13 protein-coding genes and 2 tRNA genes are annotated in these 18,223 nt (G+C 71.0%); 7 read left to right on the forward strand and 8 right to left on the reverse strand.

Annotation, left to right across the window (positions count from 1 at the left end; translation table 11 throughout):
- Positions 1-2: 2 nt before the first annotated feature.
- The 5 genes from ACX114_RS19580 to ACX114_RS19600 form a co-directional block, all read right to left on the reverse strand.
- Positions 3-1,274: a PQQ-dependent sugar dehydrogenase gene (locus ACX114_RS19580; protein ID WP_459299914.1), complete on the reverse strand. Its 1,272-nt coding sequence runs from the start codon at positions 1,272-1,274 to the stop codon at positions 3-5.
- 88 nt (positions 1,275-1,362) lie between these two features.
- The gene (locus ACX114_RS19585; RefSeq protein ID WP_459299916.1) at positions 1,363-2,241 is read right to left on the reverse strand and encodes a hypothetical protein; all 879 of its coding nucleotides are present in this window, start codon (positions 2,239-2,241) and stop codon (positions 1,363-1,365) included.
- Positions 2,242-2,336: 95 nt separating this feature from the next.
- Positions 2,337-4,073 carry a response regulator gene (locus tag ACX114_RS19590; protein WP_459299918.1) on the reverse strand — a complete coding sequence of 579 codons (1,737 nt, stop codon included), beginning with the start codon at positions 4,071-4,073 and terminating at the stop codon, positions 2,337-2,339.
- A gap of 26 nt (positions 4,074-4,099) precedes the next feature.
- Positions 4,100-5,056, reverse strand: a complete 957-nt coding sequence (locus tag ACX114_RS19595) for a diguanylate cyclase (protein ID WP_459299920.1) — start codon at positions 5,054-5,056, stop codon at positions 4,100-4,102.
- A 543-nt stretch (positions 5,057-5,599) separates the two neighbouring features.
- Entirely contained in the window at positions 5,600-6,346 is a 747-nt protein-coding gene (locus ACX114_RS19600) for a tetratricopeptide repeat protein (protein WP_120622117.1), read from the reverse strand.
- A 99-nt stretch (positions 6,347-6,445) separates the two neighbouring features.
- On the opposite strand from ACX114_RS19600, the gene ACX114_RS19605 reads away from it, so the two are divergent.
- The 5 genes from ACX114_RS19605 (at position 6,446) to ACX114_RS19625 (ending at position 9,282) form a co-directional block, all read left to right on the forward strand.
- Positions 6,446-6,531 (forward strand) — tRNA-Leu (locus tag ACX114_RS19605).
- A 91-nt stretch (positions 6,532-6,622) separates the two neighbouring features.
- Positions 6,623-7,294: a response regulator gene (locus ACX114_RS19610; RefSeq protein WP_459299922.1), complete on the forward strand. Its 672-nt coding sequence runs from the start codon at positions 6,623-6,625 to the stop codon at positions 7,292-7,294.
- Positions 7,295-7,303: 9 nt separating this feature from the next.
- Positions 7,304-8,683, forward strand: a complete 1,380-nt coding sequence (locus tag ACX114_RS19615) for an RsmB/NOP family class I SAM-dependent RNA methyltransferase (protein WP_459299924.1) — start codon at positions 7,304-7,306, stop codon at positions 8,681-8,683.
- Positions 8,684-8,743: 60 nt separating this feature from the next.
- The gene (locus ACX114_RS19620) at positions 8,744-9,142 is read left to right on the forward strand and encodes a hypothetical protein (protein ID WP_206794863.1); all 399 of its coding nucleotides are present in this window, start codon (positions 8,744-8,746) and stop codon (positions 9,140-9,142) included.
- Between the two features lie 67 nt (positions 9,143-9,209).
- Positions 9,210-9,282, forward strand: a tRNA-Ala gene (locus tag ACX114_RS19625).
- An 89-nt stretch (positions 9,283-9,371) separates the two neighbouring features.
- On the opposite strand, the gene ACX114_RS19630 is transcribed toward ACX114_RS19625, so the two are convergent.
- A complete protein-coding gene (locus ACX114_RS19630) occupies positions 9,372-13,046 on the reverse strand; it encodes an ATP-binding protein (RefSeq protein WP_459299927.1) in 3,675 nt (1,224 codons plus the stop codon).
- Positions 13,047-13,350: 304 nt separating this feature from the next.
- Positions 13,351-14,271, reverse strand: a complete 921-nt coding sequence (locus tag ACX114_RS19635; protein WP_459299929.1) for a class I fructose-bisphosphate aldolase — start codon at positions 14,269-14,271, stop codon at positions 13,351-13,353.
- A 174-nt stretch (positions 14,272-14,445) separates the two neighbouring features.
- Here ACX114_RS19635 and ACX114_RS19640 point away from each other — a divergent pair, with 174 nt between their 5' ends.
- Complete coding sequence (locus ACX114_RS19640) at positions 14,446-16,245, forward strand: TolC family protein (protein WP_459299931.1); 1,800 nt, start codon at positions 14,446-14,448, stop codon at positions 16,243-16,245.
- A gap of 66 nt (positions 16,246-16,311) precedes the next feature.
- Positions 16,312-16,947, forward strand: coding sequence for an MlaC/ttg2D family ABC transporter substrate-binding protein (locus ACX114_RS19645; RefSeq protein WP_459299933.1), 636 nt, complete (start codon positions 16,312-16,314; stop codon positions 16,945-16,947).
- Between the two features lie 92 nt (positions 16,948-17,039).
- Here ACX114_RS19645 and ACX114_RS19650 read toward each other — a convergent pair whose 3' ends face one another.
- Positions 17,040-18,218 (reverse strand): N-acetyltransferase, encoded by a 1,179-nt coding sequence (locus ACX114_RS19650; RefSeq protein WP_459299935.1) that lies wholly within the window; start codon positions 18,216-18,218, stop codon positions 17,040-17,042.
- Positions 18,219-18,223 lie beyond the last annotated feature (5 nt).

Genomic DNA, 18,223 nt, shown 5'->3' on the forward strand with positions numbered 1-18,223 from the left:
GTTCAGCCTGGGTGGCCGATGCGGTAGATGACGCCGTTCGCGTCGTCCGTGACGAGCAGCGAGCCGTCGGCGGCCATCACCGTGTCGGCCAGGTGGGCGAACTGGGTGGTGCCATCCGCGCCGAGCCAGCCCGTCGCGAAGTCCTCGAACGCGGTGGGCGTGCCCTGCGCGTCGAAGCGTACGCGGACGACCTTGTAACCGGTGGGCGGGTTGCGGTTCCACGAGCCGCGCATCGCCACGAAGGCGTTGCCCCGGAACTCCTCGGGGAAGAGGGTGCCCGTGTAGAAGGTCAGGCTCATGGGCGCCGAGTGCGCCTGGTACTCCAGCGCCGGAGGCTGCGTCTTCGCGCAGTACTCCGGCCGCGACTGCATGTCCGGCGGCTCCTGGCTGAGGAACGCGTCCGGCTCCTGCTTGCCCAGGCAGTACGGCCAGCCGTAGTCCGCGCCCTCCTGGATGCGGTTGAGCTCCTCCGGCGGGTAGTCATCCCCGCGCGAGTCCGAGCCGTGGTCCATGCCCCAGAGCTGTCCGGACACGGGATGCCACGCGAACCCGATGGTGTTGCGCAGCCCCTTCGCGAACACGGCGCGGCCCGTGCCGTCCGGTTCGAAGCGCAGCAGCGTGGCGTTCTCCTGATTGGCGTCCGCGCACGCGTTGCACGTGCTGCCCACGGACACGTACAGCTTGCCGTCCGGCCCGAACGCGAGCGTCCGGTTGGGGTGCTGCCCGGCGTCCGGCAGCCGGTCGATGAGGAGCGTCGGCGCCCCCAGCGTGTCGTCCGCGTTCACCGGCGCGACGAACACCTGCTTGTCCGTGATCATGAAGAGCCGGTCGCCCTGGAGCGCCAGCCCGTGCACGCCCGTGTTCTTCGTCCCCAGGCCGCTGGCCACGACGACGCGCTGATCCGCCGCGCCGTCGCCGTTCGTGTCGCGCAGCAGGGTGACGCGGCCGGCCTCGCGTTCGGTGACGTAGACGGCGCCGCTGGGGCGCACCGCCAGCTTGCGCGGGTTGGTGAGCCCCTGCGCGAAGACGCCCACCTGGAAGCCGGCGGGGACGCGCAGCTGCGCCAGGCGCTCCGCTCCGAACGGCTGCTTCGCGGGCTTCACCAGGTTGTTGGGCACCGTCACCGCCCGCACCGCGTCCTCCTTCGGCGGCACCTGGGGCGTGGGGATGGAGACGTCGAGCGGCGTTTGATCGCCGGTGTTCGGCGTCGTCTTGTCCGAGCACGCAACGGACAGGCACAGCAGGGCACCTGCGAAGAGGCGGGAAGAGGTCATGGGGTGCCCACCCTGTGCACCAGGAGCACACCCCACAACCCCGGGTCCAGGTCCAACGCGGGTGTTCAGCGAAGGACCGGTACGCGGCCTACTTCGTCTTCTTGTGCGCGTCGTCGAACTGGTCGGCGAACTGATCGCGCGACACGTGCTTCAGGTCGCCCTTGGCGTCCGGGCGCTCCAGCGTGAACTCGTGGATGGTGCCGCGCACCAGGTACTCCTGATCCCGCTTGGAGTTCATCATCGCGCGCTCGCGGTAGGTGAAGCTGCCCTTGGTCGGATCCACGCCGACGTCCGCGAGGATGGGCCGCTCGTGCGGCTCCGGCTGCCACACCGGCTTGCCGGGCTGGCTGCGGTTCACGGCCGTCTCGTCCAGGTCCGGGTGCGTGGACGTGCGGATGTCCCGCTGGATGTCGAATTGATCGAAGACGTCCCCGCCCTTCGCGTCGTGCGCCGGGTTGTGGACGATGCGGCTCTTGCCGTAGTCCGGGTTGTCCACGAGCTTCTTCTGCGTGGCCTGGCCATCCACGCCCACGGGCACGCCGCTGAAGGACGTGTAGGGCGAGTGCGCCTTCGTCTCCTTCGCGCCGTCCACGTGCGCGGTCAGCGTCACCGTGCGGTCCTTCGCGTCCACCGGCTGCAGCTTGCCGTCGCGGTCGATGGCCGACTTCGGCGTGTCGTACTTCGGCTGGATCTCGTTGAAGGGGAAGTTGTCCCGGCGGGTCAGCTCCACGTCCGGCCGGAGGCGCGGCGCGAGCTGGTTGTTGCCGCCGTCGCGCCGATCCAGGCCGTTCATGATGTCGGTCATGACGTCGTGCTGCTGGAACTTGATCCGGTTCTGATCGGCGCGGGCCTTGAGCACCTCCTCCTGCGACGGGACCTTGGTGGAGAAGGTGCGCTGGATCTCCGGCGCGTGCTTGAGCAAACGGGACGACGACTGACCGGCGCGAAAGAGCTTCGAGGCGAGCATGAGGGATTCCCTTTGGATGGAGCATGAAGTGCGAAGCTTCATGCTTTTGTAGGGATTATCCCGTCGATGTGATTGTGGTTGCGTGCAGGTAGGTGTCAGGACGCAAAACGGTCTTCACCAAATGTTTCCGCGACCGCGGGCCGGATGACGTCACGCGGCGAGCCGAGCGGGTCCGGCACGCGGCCGGTGAGCTGGCACAGGAGGCGGTCCGGGTTCACCGGCTTGGGCAGGAAGGCCTCCGCGCCCGCGTCGAGCGCGCGCTGACGCACGTGCGGACGGTTGAGGCCGCTCATCACCAGCACGCGCGTGTCGCGGGTGAGCGGGTGCTGCTTGAGGCCTTCACACAGACGCAGGCCGTCCACCCAGTGCAGCACCACGTCCAACAGGATGGCGGTGGGCGGACGGCGCGCCACCGCGCAGAACAGCGCCAGCTCGTCCGCGAAGGACACCACGCGCGCGCCGGTGCTCTCCAAGAGCAGCGTGAGCGCCTCGCGCGTGTCCGCGTCGTCGTCCACCACGTAGTAGAGGTCCGGCTCCACCTCCGGGACCAGCGTGGGCACGGGCTCGATGGGCGTGCGCAGCCACGAGCCCACCACCTCGCGCACGCCCGACCAGCGCGCCGCGGACAGGAGGCCCAGCGGAGTGGGGGAGCTCAACCCCAAGACGCCGCCGCCGTACACGCCGCCCGCCGAATGCTTCGCGCGCGCCGCGACGAACGCCGCCGGAGCGCGCTTCCCCGCGCGGCGCAGCCAGGTGATGGAGCGCGCTCCCGCCGCCGCGTCCTCCATCAGCTCGCCCAGCCCGTCGCGCACGTAGCGGCGCTCCAGCGACGGCGCGTCCAGCCCACCATCCAAGAGCGCCACCGCGGCGCGACTGCACGACGCCAGCGTCTCCGACAGGCCCACCTGTAGCGGGTGGCCGAAGGCCGCGGGGCCCACCACCAGCTGCCCGGGCGCCACCAGCGTGCGGCCGGGGCCAAAGGGCAGGCGCGTCGTCTCCAGCGCGGTGAGCTCGAAGCCCTCGTCCAGCAGGCCGTCGCGCGCGGCCATCATCAGCACCTGGCACAGGTCCGCGGGCGTCACCGCCGCGCCGAAGGCCAGCGCGTACACGGACGACGCGCCCGGGATGAGGAACAGCGCGTCCACGGAAGGCAGCGGCGCCACCCACAGCCGCGCCACCGGCGCCAGGTCCCGGCCCGGCATCCCGCCCGTGATGCGCGCCTGCACCGCCGGCATGGACGGCGCCGGCTTGAAGCCCTTGAAGAAGGCGTCACCCAGCAGAGGCCCCGCGCCCGCGGCCAGCGCCACCGCGTGGAAGCGCTCGCCGCTGCCCTGCGCGCGGACGACCAGGGGACCCGCGTTGCGCACCGCCGTGGGCGCGTCCGGGGCGGGCGCCTGCCGCTCCACGCGCTCCACGTGGCGGTTCACGAACCGGGCACCCTGCGCGCTGGCCGCCGTGGAAAGCACGTGGCGCACCATGTCCAGGCCGCCTTCGCCCTTGGGCCAGCCGTCCACGACCCACAGGCCGCCGGCCGCGCAGGGGAGCAGCTCGCGCTCGCCCTGGGAGATGATCTCCACGCCGCGCAGCTCATGGGCGCGCCACTCCGGAGGAATCCGGCAGCCCAGCGCGGCGAGCCGCGAGCGGCACTCCGGCGTGAGCAGGGCAGGGGGCGCGGTGCGCTCCTCGGTGCCCCCGGCGTAGACGCGCACGTCCAGGGCCACGCCACGAGCGCGGCCGTTGAAGAGAAGAGAGGCCGCGAGCCCCGCTCCGGCGATGCCACCGCCGACGATCGCCACCCTCGAACCACTCGCCAGCTTGCTGGTCCCGCTCATCGCGCGCCCTCGTTCCCTTCCCGCCGTCAGTGCCGCTGTGCCGCGGGCGAGTGGACCGACTGGCCGTACACCACCACCCGGTCGCGTCCCTCCCGCTTGGCCTCGTAGAGCGCGGCGTCCGCCGCCTTCAGCAAGGCCTCCGTGCTCTCACGCGGGGAGTCGGCCGTGTGGTCCGCCACGCCCACGCTGATGCTCAACCCGAAGGGCGCCGGGCGCCCGTCACCGCGCTGCACGTTCACGCCGCGCAATTCCGAGCGCAGGCGCTCCGCGAACACCGCGGCCTCCAGCGACGTCTGGTGCGGCAAGAGCACGACAAACTCGTCCCCGCCGAAGCGCGCCGCGAAGTCGGACTCGCGCAGGTTGCCCTGCATCAGCGTGGCCAGGGCCAGGATGGCGCGGTTGCCCACGTCGTGGCCCATGCCGTCGTTGATGGCCTTCAGGTGGTCCAGGTCGATGACCACCACGCTCAGCGCGTAGCCGTAGCGCTGGGCGCGCTTGAACTCGTCCTCCAGCCGCACCGACAGCGCCCGGAAGTTCGCCAGGCCCGTGAGCGCGTCTGTCTGCGCCAGCACCTGGAGCTTGCGCTGCTGCTCGCTCTGGCGCACCGCGCGGTCGATGCGGGCGAGCAGTTCGCGCGAGCTCGCCGGCTTGTGGATGAAGTCCACGGCGCCCATCTCCAGACATCGCTCCAGGGTCGCCTCGTCCGCGTCCCCCGTGAGGAAGATGACCGGCACCGTCTCCGTGCGCACGTCGCCCTGGAGCGTCTCCAAGACCGCCAGCCCATCCCCGGAGGGCAGGAAGCGATCCAACAGCACCAGGTCCGGGCGGTGCTCGCGCGCCAGCTCCACGCCCGCGTCCGCGTCGGATGCGGCCAGCACGTCGAAGCGCGGGGCGAGCAGGTCCATCAGGCCTTCGCGCACGCCGGTGTCGTCCTCGATGATGAGCAGGAGCGCGCGCTCACTGCTGCGGCCGTGCCGTTCCATGAACTGGTTCGCTCCGCTCGCCTGTCCCGAAATGGCAGGCCGAAAGTCTCGGGCGCCACGCCCTTCCAGGTGCTCCCCACGCCCTTGCGCCCCACGCGCACCCGCCGCCGCCTCGTTCTGCAAGCACCCACCCACCCATCCAAACTTCACCCGAGACCTCCGGCTGCCAAGCCCGTCCGCCTCCGCGGGGGCTTTGGGAACCATCCGTTCCGATCGCCCGCGTGCCCCTGCCCGAGAGCAAGCCCTGTGCCCCGCGCTTCACGGACGCGACGGCCTCTTTTCAGGGGGTTGCATGGGGGCCCGCGAGACAGCCAACAAGACAGCCGGAAGACGTTGCAGCGTAAGTCCCATGCGCACGGTAGGAATTGCCGGACGCGGGCCGCTCGGGAGCCCGTGCCCCCGGGTGGGAGGGAGCGGCTGATCCGTTGGGAACTCCCCGGAAGCGCGCGCTCGAAGCGGCGCCATCGACGGGGTTGCCACGAGCAGCGGAAGCGGGCCCTGGCGCCATTGCGGTGGCGCCGGGCCATCACTTCCACCGGGACTTCAGCGCCGGTGGGTGAACTGCACGCGGCGCCCGCCACCCTGGGGAGGCATCATCGGCGGCGCCTCCAGGCCGAACTGCCACCAGAGCGGCTCGTAGGGCTTCATCTTCAGGCGCTTGTCGTTCTGCAACTGGGCGAGGCTGCCCTTGAGCTTCTCGTCGGAGGGGTTCTGCTCCACGCCGCGCGCGAGCACGCGCTGGGCGCTGTCCTTGTCCTTCAACTGCAGCAGGCACCACGCGTACACGGCCCAGACGATGGATTCCTTCTTGCCGCTCTTCGCCGCGGCCTCGAAGGAGGCCTTCATGGCGGGCACGTCGTTGCGGCGGAAGTGCAGGGCGCCCTCCATGGCCTTGGCCATGTAGTTGCGGCCGCTGGCCTTCTCCAGGTGGGGCTTCGCGCCGTCCAGGTCCTTGATCATGTACTTCAGCATCCCGATCTGCGCGTGGATCTCCGGGCCGATCAGGAACTGCCACTTGTCCCAGACCAAGCCCTGCTCCAGCGTCTGGACGGCCCGGTCCACGCGGCCCTGGGCCTCCTTCTGGTTGGCGGGCTGGCCCTGGAGATCCTTCTGCACCGTCGTCATCAGCGCCTGGACCCGGGTGGAGACCCGGCGGGCGAGCACGATGTAGGTGGCGAAGAAGACGATGACGCCGGGCACGATGCCGGCCCACCAGGAGAAGCCGCCGGCGAACTTCACCAGCACGCCGACCGCCAGCCCGACGGCCAGGGAGATGAGGAGGTTGTACATGCGCTGCCCCTTTAGCGGTGTGCGTGGACAGCCGCAATCTTCGGATGCACACGAACCGAAGGCGCGATATACGTTCGGCCGCCTCGCTCACACCCAAGGGGCCCTCTGTCGAAATTGGTAGACGAGGCGGACTCAAAATCCGCTGCGGCTGACCCCGCGTCCCGGTTCGAGTCCGGGGAGGGCCATCTTCAAACGCAGACCCGGCGCCCACCATGCCGTCCTTCCGGGCCGCCCGAACGTGAAAGCGCTCCCCTGTCCCCCGCGCTGGAAGACGCGATGAAGGTCCTGCTGGTCGAGGATGATCCGAGCCTCCGGGAGGGAATGGGAGAGCTGGTCGCCGAGCTTGCGGACGTGCAGGCGGTGGGCACCCTCGACGAAGCGCTGCGCGCCCTGGCGGCGGACCGCTTCGAGTTGGTGATGACCGACATGCGCATCGCCGGAGGGCACACGGACGGCCGGGGTGTCCTGGAGGCCGCGCGCCGGCAGCGCCACCCGGTGGCCATCGTCAGCGCCGCCGGTCCGGACGAGGTCGCCCAGGTCCTGCACCCCTCCGTGCCGGACGCGCTGCTGATCAAGCCCTTCCAGGTGGACGACATCATGGAGCTGGTGGAGCGCTTCCTGGGGCTCAAGCGCCAGGTGGTCGCCGCCGCCCGGGAGCCCGTGGCCAGGGATTCCTCTGAGTGGATTGAGGCATCACCTGGAGTGAAGTGGGCCGATCCGGCTCCGGACGGCGCCCGGACCTGGATGCGGCTGGACGCCGAAGCAGCCTTCCCCTGGAGCCGCTCCCAGTCCGCCCATGGCGTCCTCCTCCTGGAGGGCGACCTGGAGCTGGACGGCGAGCGTTATGCCGCGCCGTGCTACCTGTTCCTCTCCCAGGGCGCGTCGCCCCAGGTGAAGACGCGCGCCGGTGCGCTGGCCGTGTGCGTTCCGCTGCGCGGCCAGGCGTAGAGGTCATCCGTGGACATTCCCCTCTGGCCCACGCCGCATGAGCCGTCACGCCTGGGGCGTCCGTCCCGGCGCGCGGCCACCGCGGCGGTGGAGACGCACATCGCCGTCCTCAAGGGCGAGCCGCTGAAGGCCGCGCTCGCCACCGCGCTGCGGGAGGCGGAGGGACTGGGCGGACAGGAGCGGCGCTTCGTGGCCCTGGCGGCGCGCGAGCTGTCCCGGCACACGCGGCTGCTGGACCTGGCGGCGCGGCAGTTGGGGCACTCCCCGGGCAAGCACGCGCTCACGGAGGATCAGGCGCTGGTGCGCTACACGCTCTGGCGGCGCCTCTTCTGTGGCGAGGGCTGGGCGCGCATCGGTCCGGAGGTGAAGCTGCCGGGGCCGGTTCGGCCTCGCACGCTGCATGACGCGGTGCTGGAGGGGCTGGTGACGAAGCCCCTCGCGGAGCCCGCCGCGGTGGAGGGCGCGGAGGCCCTCGTCGAGCGGCTGGCCACCCGGTACTCGTTCCCGGGCTGGCTCACGCAGCGGCTGGCGCAGGTGTATCCGGAAGCAACGCTCGCGGGGTTGATGGCGTCCCTGGACGAGGAGCCGTCGCTGCACTTCCGCGCGCGGCCCCCGGGCACTCGCGACGCGGTGCTCGCGGCGCTGGCGGAGGAGGGCGTGGCGGCGGAGGCGGTGCCCTGCGCTCCGGACGCGCTGCGGGTCTCGGACGCAAGCCACCGCATCTTCGAGTCCCGGACGATGAAGGCCCGGCGGCTCCAGGTGCAGGACGTGGGCAGTCAGCTCATCGTCCTGGCGTGCCTGCCACCCGGAGCGACCCTGACGGGGCTGGCGGTGGCGGACGTGTGCGCGGGGGCCGGCGGCAAGACGCTGGGGCTCGCGGATCTGGTGGGCGCGAAGGGGAAGGTGCTCGCGGGGGACCGCTCCAAGCGGCGTCTCTCCGACGCGCGCGACCGCGTGCGCGAGTTCGGCCTGAAGCAGGTGTCGTTCCCGCACCCGGTGCCGCTGGGGGACGTGGACGTGGTGCTGGTGGACGCGCCGTGCAGCGGCACGGGGTCCCTGGCGCGCGAGCCGGATCAGAAGTGGAAGCTGTCCGCGAAGGCCATCACCGAGTTCCAGGCCACGCAGTCCCAGTTGCTCGCGGAGGTGGCCGCGCAGGTGAAGCCCGGCGCTCGCATCGTCTACGCCACGTGCTCCGTGCTGCCGGAGGAGAACGACGCGGTGGTGGAGGGCTTCCTGAAGAAGCACCCCGGCTTCGCCCTGGAGCCGGTGGGGGAGGGCTGGGCACCGGAGCTCCTGGTGGGCGTGGACGGTCCCTACCTGCGCGCGCTGCCGCCCCGGGTCCCCGGCGGGGGCTTCTTCGCCGCCCGGCTGGTCCGCAAGGCGGGTTGACAGTCGCCGAGCCGCCACGTTACGCACGAACGACCTTCTCCTCTCCCGAGGGTGACAGCCGTGGCGGCAGATCCGAAGCAGACGGAAGTGATGCGGCAGATCAACGAAGCCTTCCAGGCGGCCGAGGCCAAGCTGGCCAAGCTGCGGGAGGCCGTCGAGCGCAACACGGAGCTGGCGCGGGCCAACGGCAAGGCGGCCTTCCTCAAGGACAAGAAGGAGCAGACCCACCGCGAGCTGGGCGAGGCCGTCTGGCAGGCCGTCCAGGCAGGCCGGCTGGAGCTGCCCGCGAACTTCGGCCGGCTGCTCCAGAACATCGCGGCGGCGGAGAAGGCGGCGGCGGACCACGCCGCGTCCCTCACCGACCTGCTGCGGGAAGGAGAAGAGGTGGCGGATCGTTTGAAGGTAAAAACCGTCGCGAAGCCGCAAAAAGTTGTGGCGTCCGGGACGAAGAAGCCGTAGAAGTCGCGCCGCCTCACGGCACGGACCGCCCCCCACGGCGGGCCGGGCAGCACGCAGCAGAAGAGAAGGGGCTATAGCTCAGCTGGGAGAGCGCTTGAATGGCATTCAAGAGGTCACCGGTTCGATCCCGGTTAGCTCCACACTGAAGTGAGAGAGGCCCGCGAGAGAAATCTCGCGGGCCTTTTGCTTTTGGCGCGTCCGGCGGGGAGCCGCGCCCTGGCTTCCCTCGCTACACGTTCGCCGGGACGTCGCGGGGCAGCCGCACGGTGAAGGTGGTCCCCGCGTCGGCGGTGGACTCCACGGTGATGGTGCCCCGGTGGGCCTCCACCAGCTGTTTCACGATGTAGAGCCCCAGGCCGATGCTCCGGCTGCTGTGGTCCACCTCGCCGCTGGGACGCTGCAGCGGCTGGAAGAGGCGGCTCATCCGCTCCGGGGGGATGGGCGCCCCCGCGTTGTGGATGGACAGCGTCACGGCGTCGGCCTCGCCGTGGGTCTCCACCCGGACGGCCGTGTCCCGGGGGCTGTACTTCAGCGCGTTGGTCACCAGGTTCTGGGCCAGCTGCCCCAGCCGGTCCGGGTCCCACGTGCCCAGGCCGCTGCCACTCCGGCGCCGGCGGATCTCCCGGTCCGGGTGCGTGGCTTCAATCTCCTCCAGCATGCCGTCCACGATTTCGTGCAGGTCCGACGCCCGCCGCTGGATGTGCAGCCCGCCGCCCAGGCGCGCCTGGGTGAAGTCGAGCAGGTCGCGGATCATCCGGTGGGCCCGCTCGGCGGCGGACTGGATGCGGCTGACGGCCTTGGTGCTGCGCTCGTCCAGCTCCTCGCGGCGCATGAGGCTGGCGGCGCCCAGGAGGATGGCGCTCACGGGGTTGCGCAGGTCGTGGCTGACGATGCCGATGAGCTGCTGTTCGAAGTCCGCGCGCTGCTGCTGCTGGGCCTGGGCCTGGCGCAGCTCGTGGACATCCATGGAGGTGCCCACCCACTTGATGATCCGGCCCTCCGCGTCCTTCACGGACAAGGCGCGCACCAGGTGCCAGCGGTACAGACCGTCCCGGTAGCGCACCCGGTGCTCGGCCTGGAAGCGGTCGCCGCGCGCGAGGGCCTCCATCCAGGTCCGGCCGCTGGAGGCCATGTCGTCGGGATGGACGATGTAGCGGTAGCCCCGGTGCAACAGCGTCTCCGCGGTGACGCCGGTCTCCTCCGTCAGCACGCCGTTCACGTAGGTGACCGAGCCATCCGGGGCGGTGACGAAGACGGCCTCCGGCAGCGCCTCCGCGAGCGTGCGGAACTCCTCCTCGCTGCGGCGCAGGGCGTCCTCCGCGGCCTTGCGCAGGGTGACGTCCTGCATGGCCCCCACCATGCGCAGCGCGGTGCCGGAGGCATCCCGCACCACCCAGCCCCGGTCCTCCACCTGGGCATAGGTGCCATCCGCCTTGCGGAAGCGGTACTGGGCGCGCCAGTCGCTGCCTTCGGGCGCCTCCGCGGCGGCGTGGAGGCTTTCGATGGCCTGCTTCCGGTCCTCCGGGTGGACGGCGTCCGTCCACCAGTCCAGCGCGGTGGGCACCGTGCCGGGCGGATAGCCGAAGAGCGTGTGGATGCCCTCGCTCCAGGTGAGCTGCTGGGTGCTCAGGTCCAGGTCCCACACGGCGTCCTTCGTGGCCCGGGTGGCCAGCCGGTAGCGCGTCTCCGACAGCTTGAGCGCCTGGAGCAGCTCCTCGCGCTGGGCACGCGCCCGCGCGGCGTTCACCGTTCCCTCCAGGCGGGCCACCAGTTCGCGCACGCCGAAGGGCTTCACCAGGTAGTCGTCCGCGCCGGCGGTGAGGCCCTCCACCTTCGCCTCCTCGCCCGCGCGCGCGGACAGGAGGATGACGGGGACGTGGGCCGTGCGCGGATCCGACTTCAGCGCGCGCAGCAGCCCGAAGCCGTCCAGCCCCGGCATCATCACGTCCGACAGCACCACGTCCGGCGGGTGCTGCCGGGCCATGGTCAGCGCGGCGTTGCCGTCCGCCACGGTCGTCACCCGGAAGCGCCCCTCCAGCGACCGCCGCACGTAGTCGCGCATGTCCGCGTTGTCGTCCGCCACCAGCACGTGCCCCCGCACGACTCCCGGCGGCGCCTCCGGGACGGGCACGGGCACGGGCGTGTCCTGCACGTCCGACAGCCACAGCGCCGCCTCCTGGACGAAGACCTCCGGATTCGGGGCCCGGACGGCCTCCCGCGAGGTCGCCCGCAGCTGCTCGGGCGGCAGGTGCGCCGTGCCGGTGGGCAGGGACACGGTGAAGGTGCTGCCCAGGTCCAGCGTGCTCTCCACGGAGACCTGGCCGCCGTGCAGCTCCACCAGCTCCCGCACGAGCGCCAGTCCAATGCCGCTGCCTTCATGGCTGCGGCCCCGCACGCCCTCCACCCGGTGGAAGCGGTCGAAGACGCGGGGCAGCTCGTGCGCGGGGATGCCCGTGCCCGTGTCGCTGACGGACAGCTCCACCCGGTCGCCGCGCTCGCGGAGCCGGACGGTGAGGGTGCCCTCGAAGGTGAACTTGAAGGCATTGGAGAGCAGGTTGAGGACCACCTTCTCCCAGAGATCGCGGTCCACCCAGACAGGGGTGGGCAGGGAGGGGCAGTCCACCTGGAGCCCCAGCCCCGCCTTCCTCGTCAGTGAGTCGAACGCGCTCGCGAGCCCCGCGGTGAGCGGCCCCAGGTCCGTGGGCTCGAAGATGGCCCGCATCCGGCCCGCCTCCAGGCGGCTGAAGTCGAGCAGGCTGTTCACCAGCTTGTGCAACCGCTGGCTGTTGCGCTGGACGAGCGTCAGCCGCTCGCGGTGCGCGGGTAACAGCGGGTGCTCCACGTCCGCGAGCACGTCCCCCAGCGGCCCCAGCATCAGCGTCAGCGGCGTGCGGAACTCGTGGCTGACGTTGGAGAAGAAGGCCGTCTTCGCCCGGTCCAGCTCCGCCAGCGCCTCCGCCTGCCGCCGGACGTCCTCGTGCGCGCGGGCTCCGGCGATGGCGGCGCCCAGGCCGCTGGCGGCCAGCTCCAGGAACGACAGGTACGACGCATCCGCGGGCACCCGCGGAGACATGCCCAGCACGAGCACGCCCAGGGGATTCGGCTCACCGGGCCGGGCCATGGGCAGGACGAGCGCGGCTCTCGGCTGCGGCACGCCGCCTCGCAGGGGGAGGGGACCGAAGCGTGCTTCCAGTCCCTGGACCTGCTCGGCCTGCCTGGAGCGGATCACCTGGGCCAGGGGCCAGGGGGAGGCCGCGCCCGGCTCCAGGCCCACCTCCCCGGGACAGAAGGCGCCGTCCCCCTCCAGGCCCATGCGCCCCACCAGCCGCGCCTGGGTGCCATCCGCCTCCACGAGGTAGAGCAGCGCGAACGGGAGGTCCGCGGGGTTGGTGGCGAGCGCCTCCATGCCGTGCGTGGCGGCGTCATGGACCCGGATGCTCCCGCCCGCGCGTGACGCCATCTCCTGCAGCGTCCGCAGGCGGCGCGAGTCCAGCACCTGGCTGGTGGTCTCCACCGCCGTGTCCAGCACTCCGTTGACGGCGCCGGACTCGTCGCGGACGGGGCTGTAGGAGAAGGTGAAGTAGGTCTCCTCCAGGAAGCCGGCCCGCTCCAGGAAGAGCTGCTGGTCTTCCGCCAGCGTGGCGCGGCCTTCGGTCCGGACCTGTTCGATCATCGGGCCGATGACGTCCCAGATCTCCGCCCAGACCTCGCGGCCGGACCGTCCCATGGCGAAGGGGTGCTTGCCGCCCAGCATGGGGCGGTAGGCGTCGTTGTAGAGCTTCACCAGCTCCGGCCCCCAGAAGACCATCATGGGGAAGCCCGAGTTGAGGCAGGCGCTGGCGATGGTGCGCAGGGACTGCGGCCAGGAGGACACCGGACCGAGCGGCGTCTTCGACCAGTCCATGGACCGCATCAGGGCGCCCATCTCTCCGCCCCCGGCCAGGACCTCCCGAGCCGCAGGGTCGGCGACGTCCGGCCTCGACGCGGACGCTTCCGCGCCGACATCACCGGGCGTCCTGGAGCCGTGACTCATCCCCGTTGCCTAATCGAAGCCCCTCGGGGAGGCCAGGGGACGAACGCGGGGGCCGGCCGCTCCATGGCCTGCCAGCCCGCCAGCGTTCACGGCGAAACGGTCCCGCGAGCCTGGCGCCCGTCCCGGCTGCGTCAGGCCGGGAAGGGCGCCACGCCACGGATGACCGCGCGAGAGACTACTTGCCCGCGAAGACGTTCATCACGTCCTTGAGCAGCTTGAGCGACTCGGCGTGCGGACGCTGGAAGGCGTTGCGGCCCATGATGGAGCCGAAGCCGCCACCCTGGTGGATCTGCTTGATGTCCTCCATGAGGGCGGACGTCTCCTTCGCCTCGCCGCCGGAGAAGATGACGATGCGCTTGCCGTTGAACGCGGAGCGCACCACCTCGCGCACGCGGTCCGCGAGCGTCTTGGTGGGGATGTTCGCCTTCTCGAAGGCCTTCTTCGCCTCCGCCTGCTCCAGGAAGTCCGTGGGCGGCTTCACCTTGATGACGTGCGCGCCCAGCTGCGCGGAGATCTGCGCCGCGTACGCCACCACGTCGATGGCCGTCTCGCCCTCCTTGGACAGCGCGCCGCGCGGGTAGGCCCAGAGCACCGTGGGCAGGCCGTAGGACTTGGCCTCCGCGATGATGTCGCGCAGGTCCTGGTACTGCTCGTTGCGGGCCGCGGAGCCCGGGTAGATGGTGTAGCCCACCGCCGTGCAGCCCAGGCGCACCGCGTCCTTCACGGACGACGTCACCGCGGACATGGGCGCGGCCGTCTTGGCCAGCGTGTCAGAGTTGTTCACCTTCAGGATGAGGGGAATCTCACCGGCCAGCTTGCCCGCGACGGCCTCCAGGAAGCCCAGCGGCGCCGCGTACGCGTTGCAGCCGGAGTCGATGGCCAGCTGCGCGTGGTAGTCCGGATCATATCCAGCGGGGTTGGGACCGAAGGAGCGCGCGGGGCCGTGCTCGAAGCCCTGATCCACCGGCAGGATGACCAGCTTGCCCGTGCCGGCGAGCGTGCCGTGGTTCAGGAGGCGCGCCAGGTTCGTCAGCGTGCCGGGGTTGTCGGAGGGATACCAGGAGAGGATCTGCTTGACGCGGTCGGTGTAGGCCATGGGGTTTTCCTTGAAGGAAGGCGTCGAAACCGGCGCGGGATTCTGCGTTCGTTGCCCGCGCCCACAAAGCTTTGTCTGAACGGAGTGTCCGCGACTGTTACGCCCTCTGCACAGAAATGCTGCACCGTCGCGGGCTTCCGGATATGCCCGGCCGCACACGAGGCGGACCACAGCATGGGCAGAGAAGTCGGCAAGGTCGTCGCAGTGGCAATGATGCTCACCGGTGGCGTGGCGGGCGCGCAGATCTCGCCCACGACGGCCCCCTCGAATGCTCCTGGAACAGGGGCGCCGGGGACCGCGTCTCCCTCGCCCGGCAACCTGTCCCCGGGCACCGTGCCCACCCCCTCGCCCGGTAGCACCCCGGCCCCCGGCCCCACGGGCACCGGTTCGTCCGCCGCCAACCCCACCCCGGGCACGCGCGCGCCGCTGCCCAGCCCCTCCACCGTGAACCCGGGCCCGGCCGCCGAGCCGGGCAACGCCGCCCAGGGCGCCACCACCGGGACGCCCAGGCCGCCCGCCGCCACCCCGGGCGCGCAAGACCTGGGCACGTCCTCCCCGTCTCCCGGCTCGGGCGACGGCGCGCGCGGCGACCTCACCCCCGGCACGCCCCGGGGCCCCCCGGAGGAGGCCCAGGCCCCGGGCACCACCCCGGCCACGAAGCCCTTGAAGGGGCCCATCACCCTGGCCCAACTGGTGGCGCGGGCGCGCACGCAGGACGCGCGCGTGGCGGAGGCCAGCGCGGAGCTGCGCAAGTTCCAGGCGCTCCATGATCAGGCCCGCTGGGCGTGGTTCCCCCGCTTCGAGATCACCCTGGGCGCGGGCGGCCCCGTCCCCGAGGCGCGCAACGACGGCCTGGGCGGCCCGCCCACCACGGAGGCGTCGCTGGAGGGCGACTGGAACTTCGGCAAGGTGGGCGTGACGGTGTTCTCCACCGGTAACGCGGTGCTACCGCTGTACACCTTCGGCAAGCTCTCCGCGCTGGAGAAGGCGGGAGAGCAGGGCCCCAAGGTGGGCGCGGCGCTGCGCGAGCGCGTGCGCGCGGAGGCCGGCTTCCAGGCCGCGCAGGCGTACTACGGCTACCAATTGGCGCGGGCTGGGCTGAAGCAGCTGGAGGATGTGTCCAAGCGCCTGAAGGACGCGGGCGACAAGATCGACGCGCTCCTCAAGGAGGACTCGGATCAGGTGACGAAGCTGGACACCTACAAGCTGGGGTACTTCCGCCAGCTGGTGGAGTCGCAGCGCGCCACCGCCATCCAGGGCGAGCAGTTCGCGCTCACCGCCATCCGGCTCCTGGCCAGCGCGGGCCCGGACGAGCAGGTGGAGGTGGTGGAGGAGGACCTGCCGCTCCAGGGTGAAGTGAACGTGCCCGACCTGGAGAGCTCGCTGAAGCTGGCCAACGAGCGCCGTCCGGAGCTGAAGGCCATCGCCGCGGGCATCATCGCGCGCGAGCAGGAGGTCATCATCCGCGAGCGCAGCTACTACCCGGACCTGGGACTCGCGGGTTACTACGACGTGCGCTGGACGAGCAGCGCCACGCGCCAGCGCAGCCCCTTCGCGTACGACCCGTTCAACGACCGCACCGCGGGCCTGGGCCTGGTCATCCGGGGCACCTTCGACATCCCCATCAAGGACGCACAGCTGGAGCAGGCCCGCGCGGAGCTGGACAAGATGCACGCGCAGGAACAGACGCTCAAGGCGGGCATCCGGCTGGAGGTGACGCAGGTGCAGAGCCAGCTCGCCGCGGCCTACGCGCGGGCGAAGTCCTTCACGGAGGCGGAGAAGAACGCGAAGCGCTGGGCCACCGCCGCCTACGCCGCCTTCGACCTGGGCACCGGCGACACGCGGGAGCTGGTGGACGCCTTCACCGCGCTGGCCCAGGCCTCCGCCGAGCGCGGCAAGAGCTGGCACGACGTGCGCGTCGGATTGGCGTCACTCGCCCGCGTCACCGGTGCCGTCCCCACGGCGGATGAATAACCCTTTCAGGCTGCCAGTCCTCACAGGTGTCGTGACACCTGAACTTCAACCCGGAGCTTCATCAATATGATTGCTTCCCTGCTTGCCGCCACGCTGCTCGCCGCCGCCCCCGTGAGCCCGCTCAACGTGGTGAAGAACGGCAACGCCGCCGTACAGAAGGCGGCCAACGCCCCTGGCGCCTCCGTGCAGTCCCTGGCGACCGTCGTGGAGTCCTTCGTGGACTTCGAGGAGCTCGCCAAGCGCGCCCTGGGCGAGAAGGCCTGGACGGGCCTCACCGCCGCCCAGCGCAAGGAGTTCACCGAGACCATGACGGGCCTGCTGCGCGCCTCGTACGCCCAGAAGGCGATCGGCCAGGCGAAGGCGGACGTGAAGTACGGCAAGGAGAGCGTGCAGGGGACCGAGGCCACGGTCGACACCGAGCTCACCGTGAAGACGGACCAGGTGCCCGTGAACTACCGCCTCTACAAGGCCACGCCCAAGGCCGACTGGCGCATCTACGACGTCATCACCGACGAGGTGTCGCTGGTGGACACGTACAGCGGCCAGTTCAAGAAGATCCTCTCCACCAAGGGCTTTGACGGCCTGCTGACGACGCTCAAGTCCAAGCGCGCCCAACTGGAGAAGGAGAACGCCAACACCAGCGCGGCCTCCGTGAAGGAGACGGCCGCCGGGGGTTCCGGCGCCGCGCCGCAGGCCAAGTAGCAAAAGCCGGGCAGGGCGCTTCGAACAGCTTCTTGGTGATTCCTTCCGCCCGGGTGCCCAAAGCGCCCGGGCGGAAGTGTTTCAGGGGGACGTCAGACGGGCCGCTGGAACACGCGGTACGTCTTGGAGCGCTGGCCGCCCATGGACTCGATGGCGCGGTTGACCAGGTGGTTGTCCTCCAGCGTCCAGGAGATTTCCCCGCCCGTGTACCCCAGCTCCTTCGCGGTGCGCAGGGTGTCCAGGTAGAGGATGGCGTCCAGGCCGCGGCGCCGGTAGCCCTCCTTGATGCCCAGCGTGAGCAGGCGCAGCCGCTTGAGCTTGCGCGACGCCAGCACCAGCTTCACCAGGCCAATGGGCAGGCCGAACGTCGTCAGCCGCCCGTTGGCCGCCTTGAACGCCGCGTTGGCGTCCGGCAGCGTCATGGAGAAGGCGACGGGCTCGCCCTTCACCTCCGCGATGAGCACCAGCTCCGGACGCACGATGGCCTTCATCTCCTTGGCCATGTGCTCGAACTCGCGGTCCGTGAAGGGGATGAAGCCCCAGTTCTTCTCCCAGGCCGCGTTGTAGATCTGCTTGATGCGGGCGACCTCGGCGGGGAAGTCCTTCAGGTTCACCGCGCGCACGGTGACGCCCTCGCGCTGGCGGATCTTCTCCGCGATGCGCGCCACCTTCTCCGGCGGCGGCGTGGACGAGGACAGCTCGTAGGCGAACAGGTCCTTCGCCTTGGTGAAGCCGCACGTCTCCAGGAGGCCCGCGTAGTACGCCGGGTTGTAGGGCATCATCAGCGCGGGAGGGCTCTCATAGCCCTCCACGAGCAGGCCCCAGTCCTGGTTGGAGGAGAAGTTGGCCGGCCCCAGCACGGTGTCGATGCCGCGCGCCTTCAGCCACGCGCTGGCCGCGTCCAGCAGGCCCCGGGCCACGCCCGCGTCGTTCACGCACTCGAAGAGGCCGAAGAAGCCCTCCTTCGTGCCGTGGAACTCCATGTGGCGCGGGTTCTTGATGGCCGCCACCCGGCCCACCACGTCCTGCCCGCGGCGCGCGAGGAACAGCTCCACCTCGGCGTAGTCGAAGAAGGGGTTCTTCTTCGGGTCCAGGAAGTCGCGGCGCTCCATCTCCAGCGGCGGCACCCAGTTCGGGTCGTCACGGTAGAGCGAGTACGGCAGCCGGATGAACGCCGTCCGGTCCGCCGCGCCGCGCACAGGGGTCACCTGCACGTCGGAGGGCATGGAGGCGGAAGGCGAGGACGCTTCGTGCTTGGCGGGGTGGGCCATGGGTG

It is taken from the genome of Corallococcus sp. M7, from assembly GCF_054512695.1.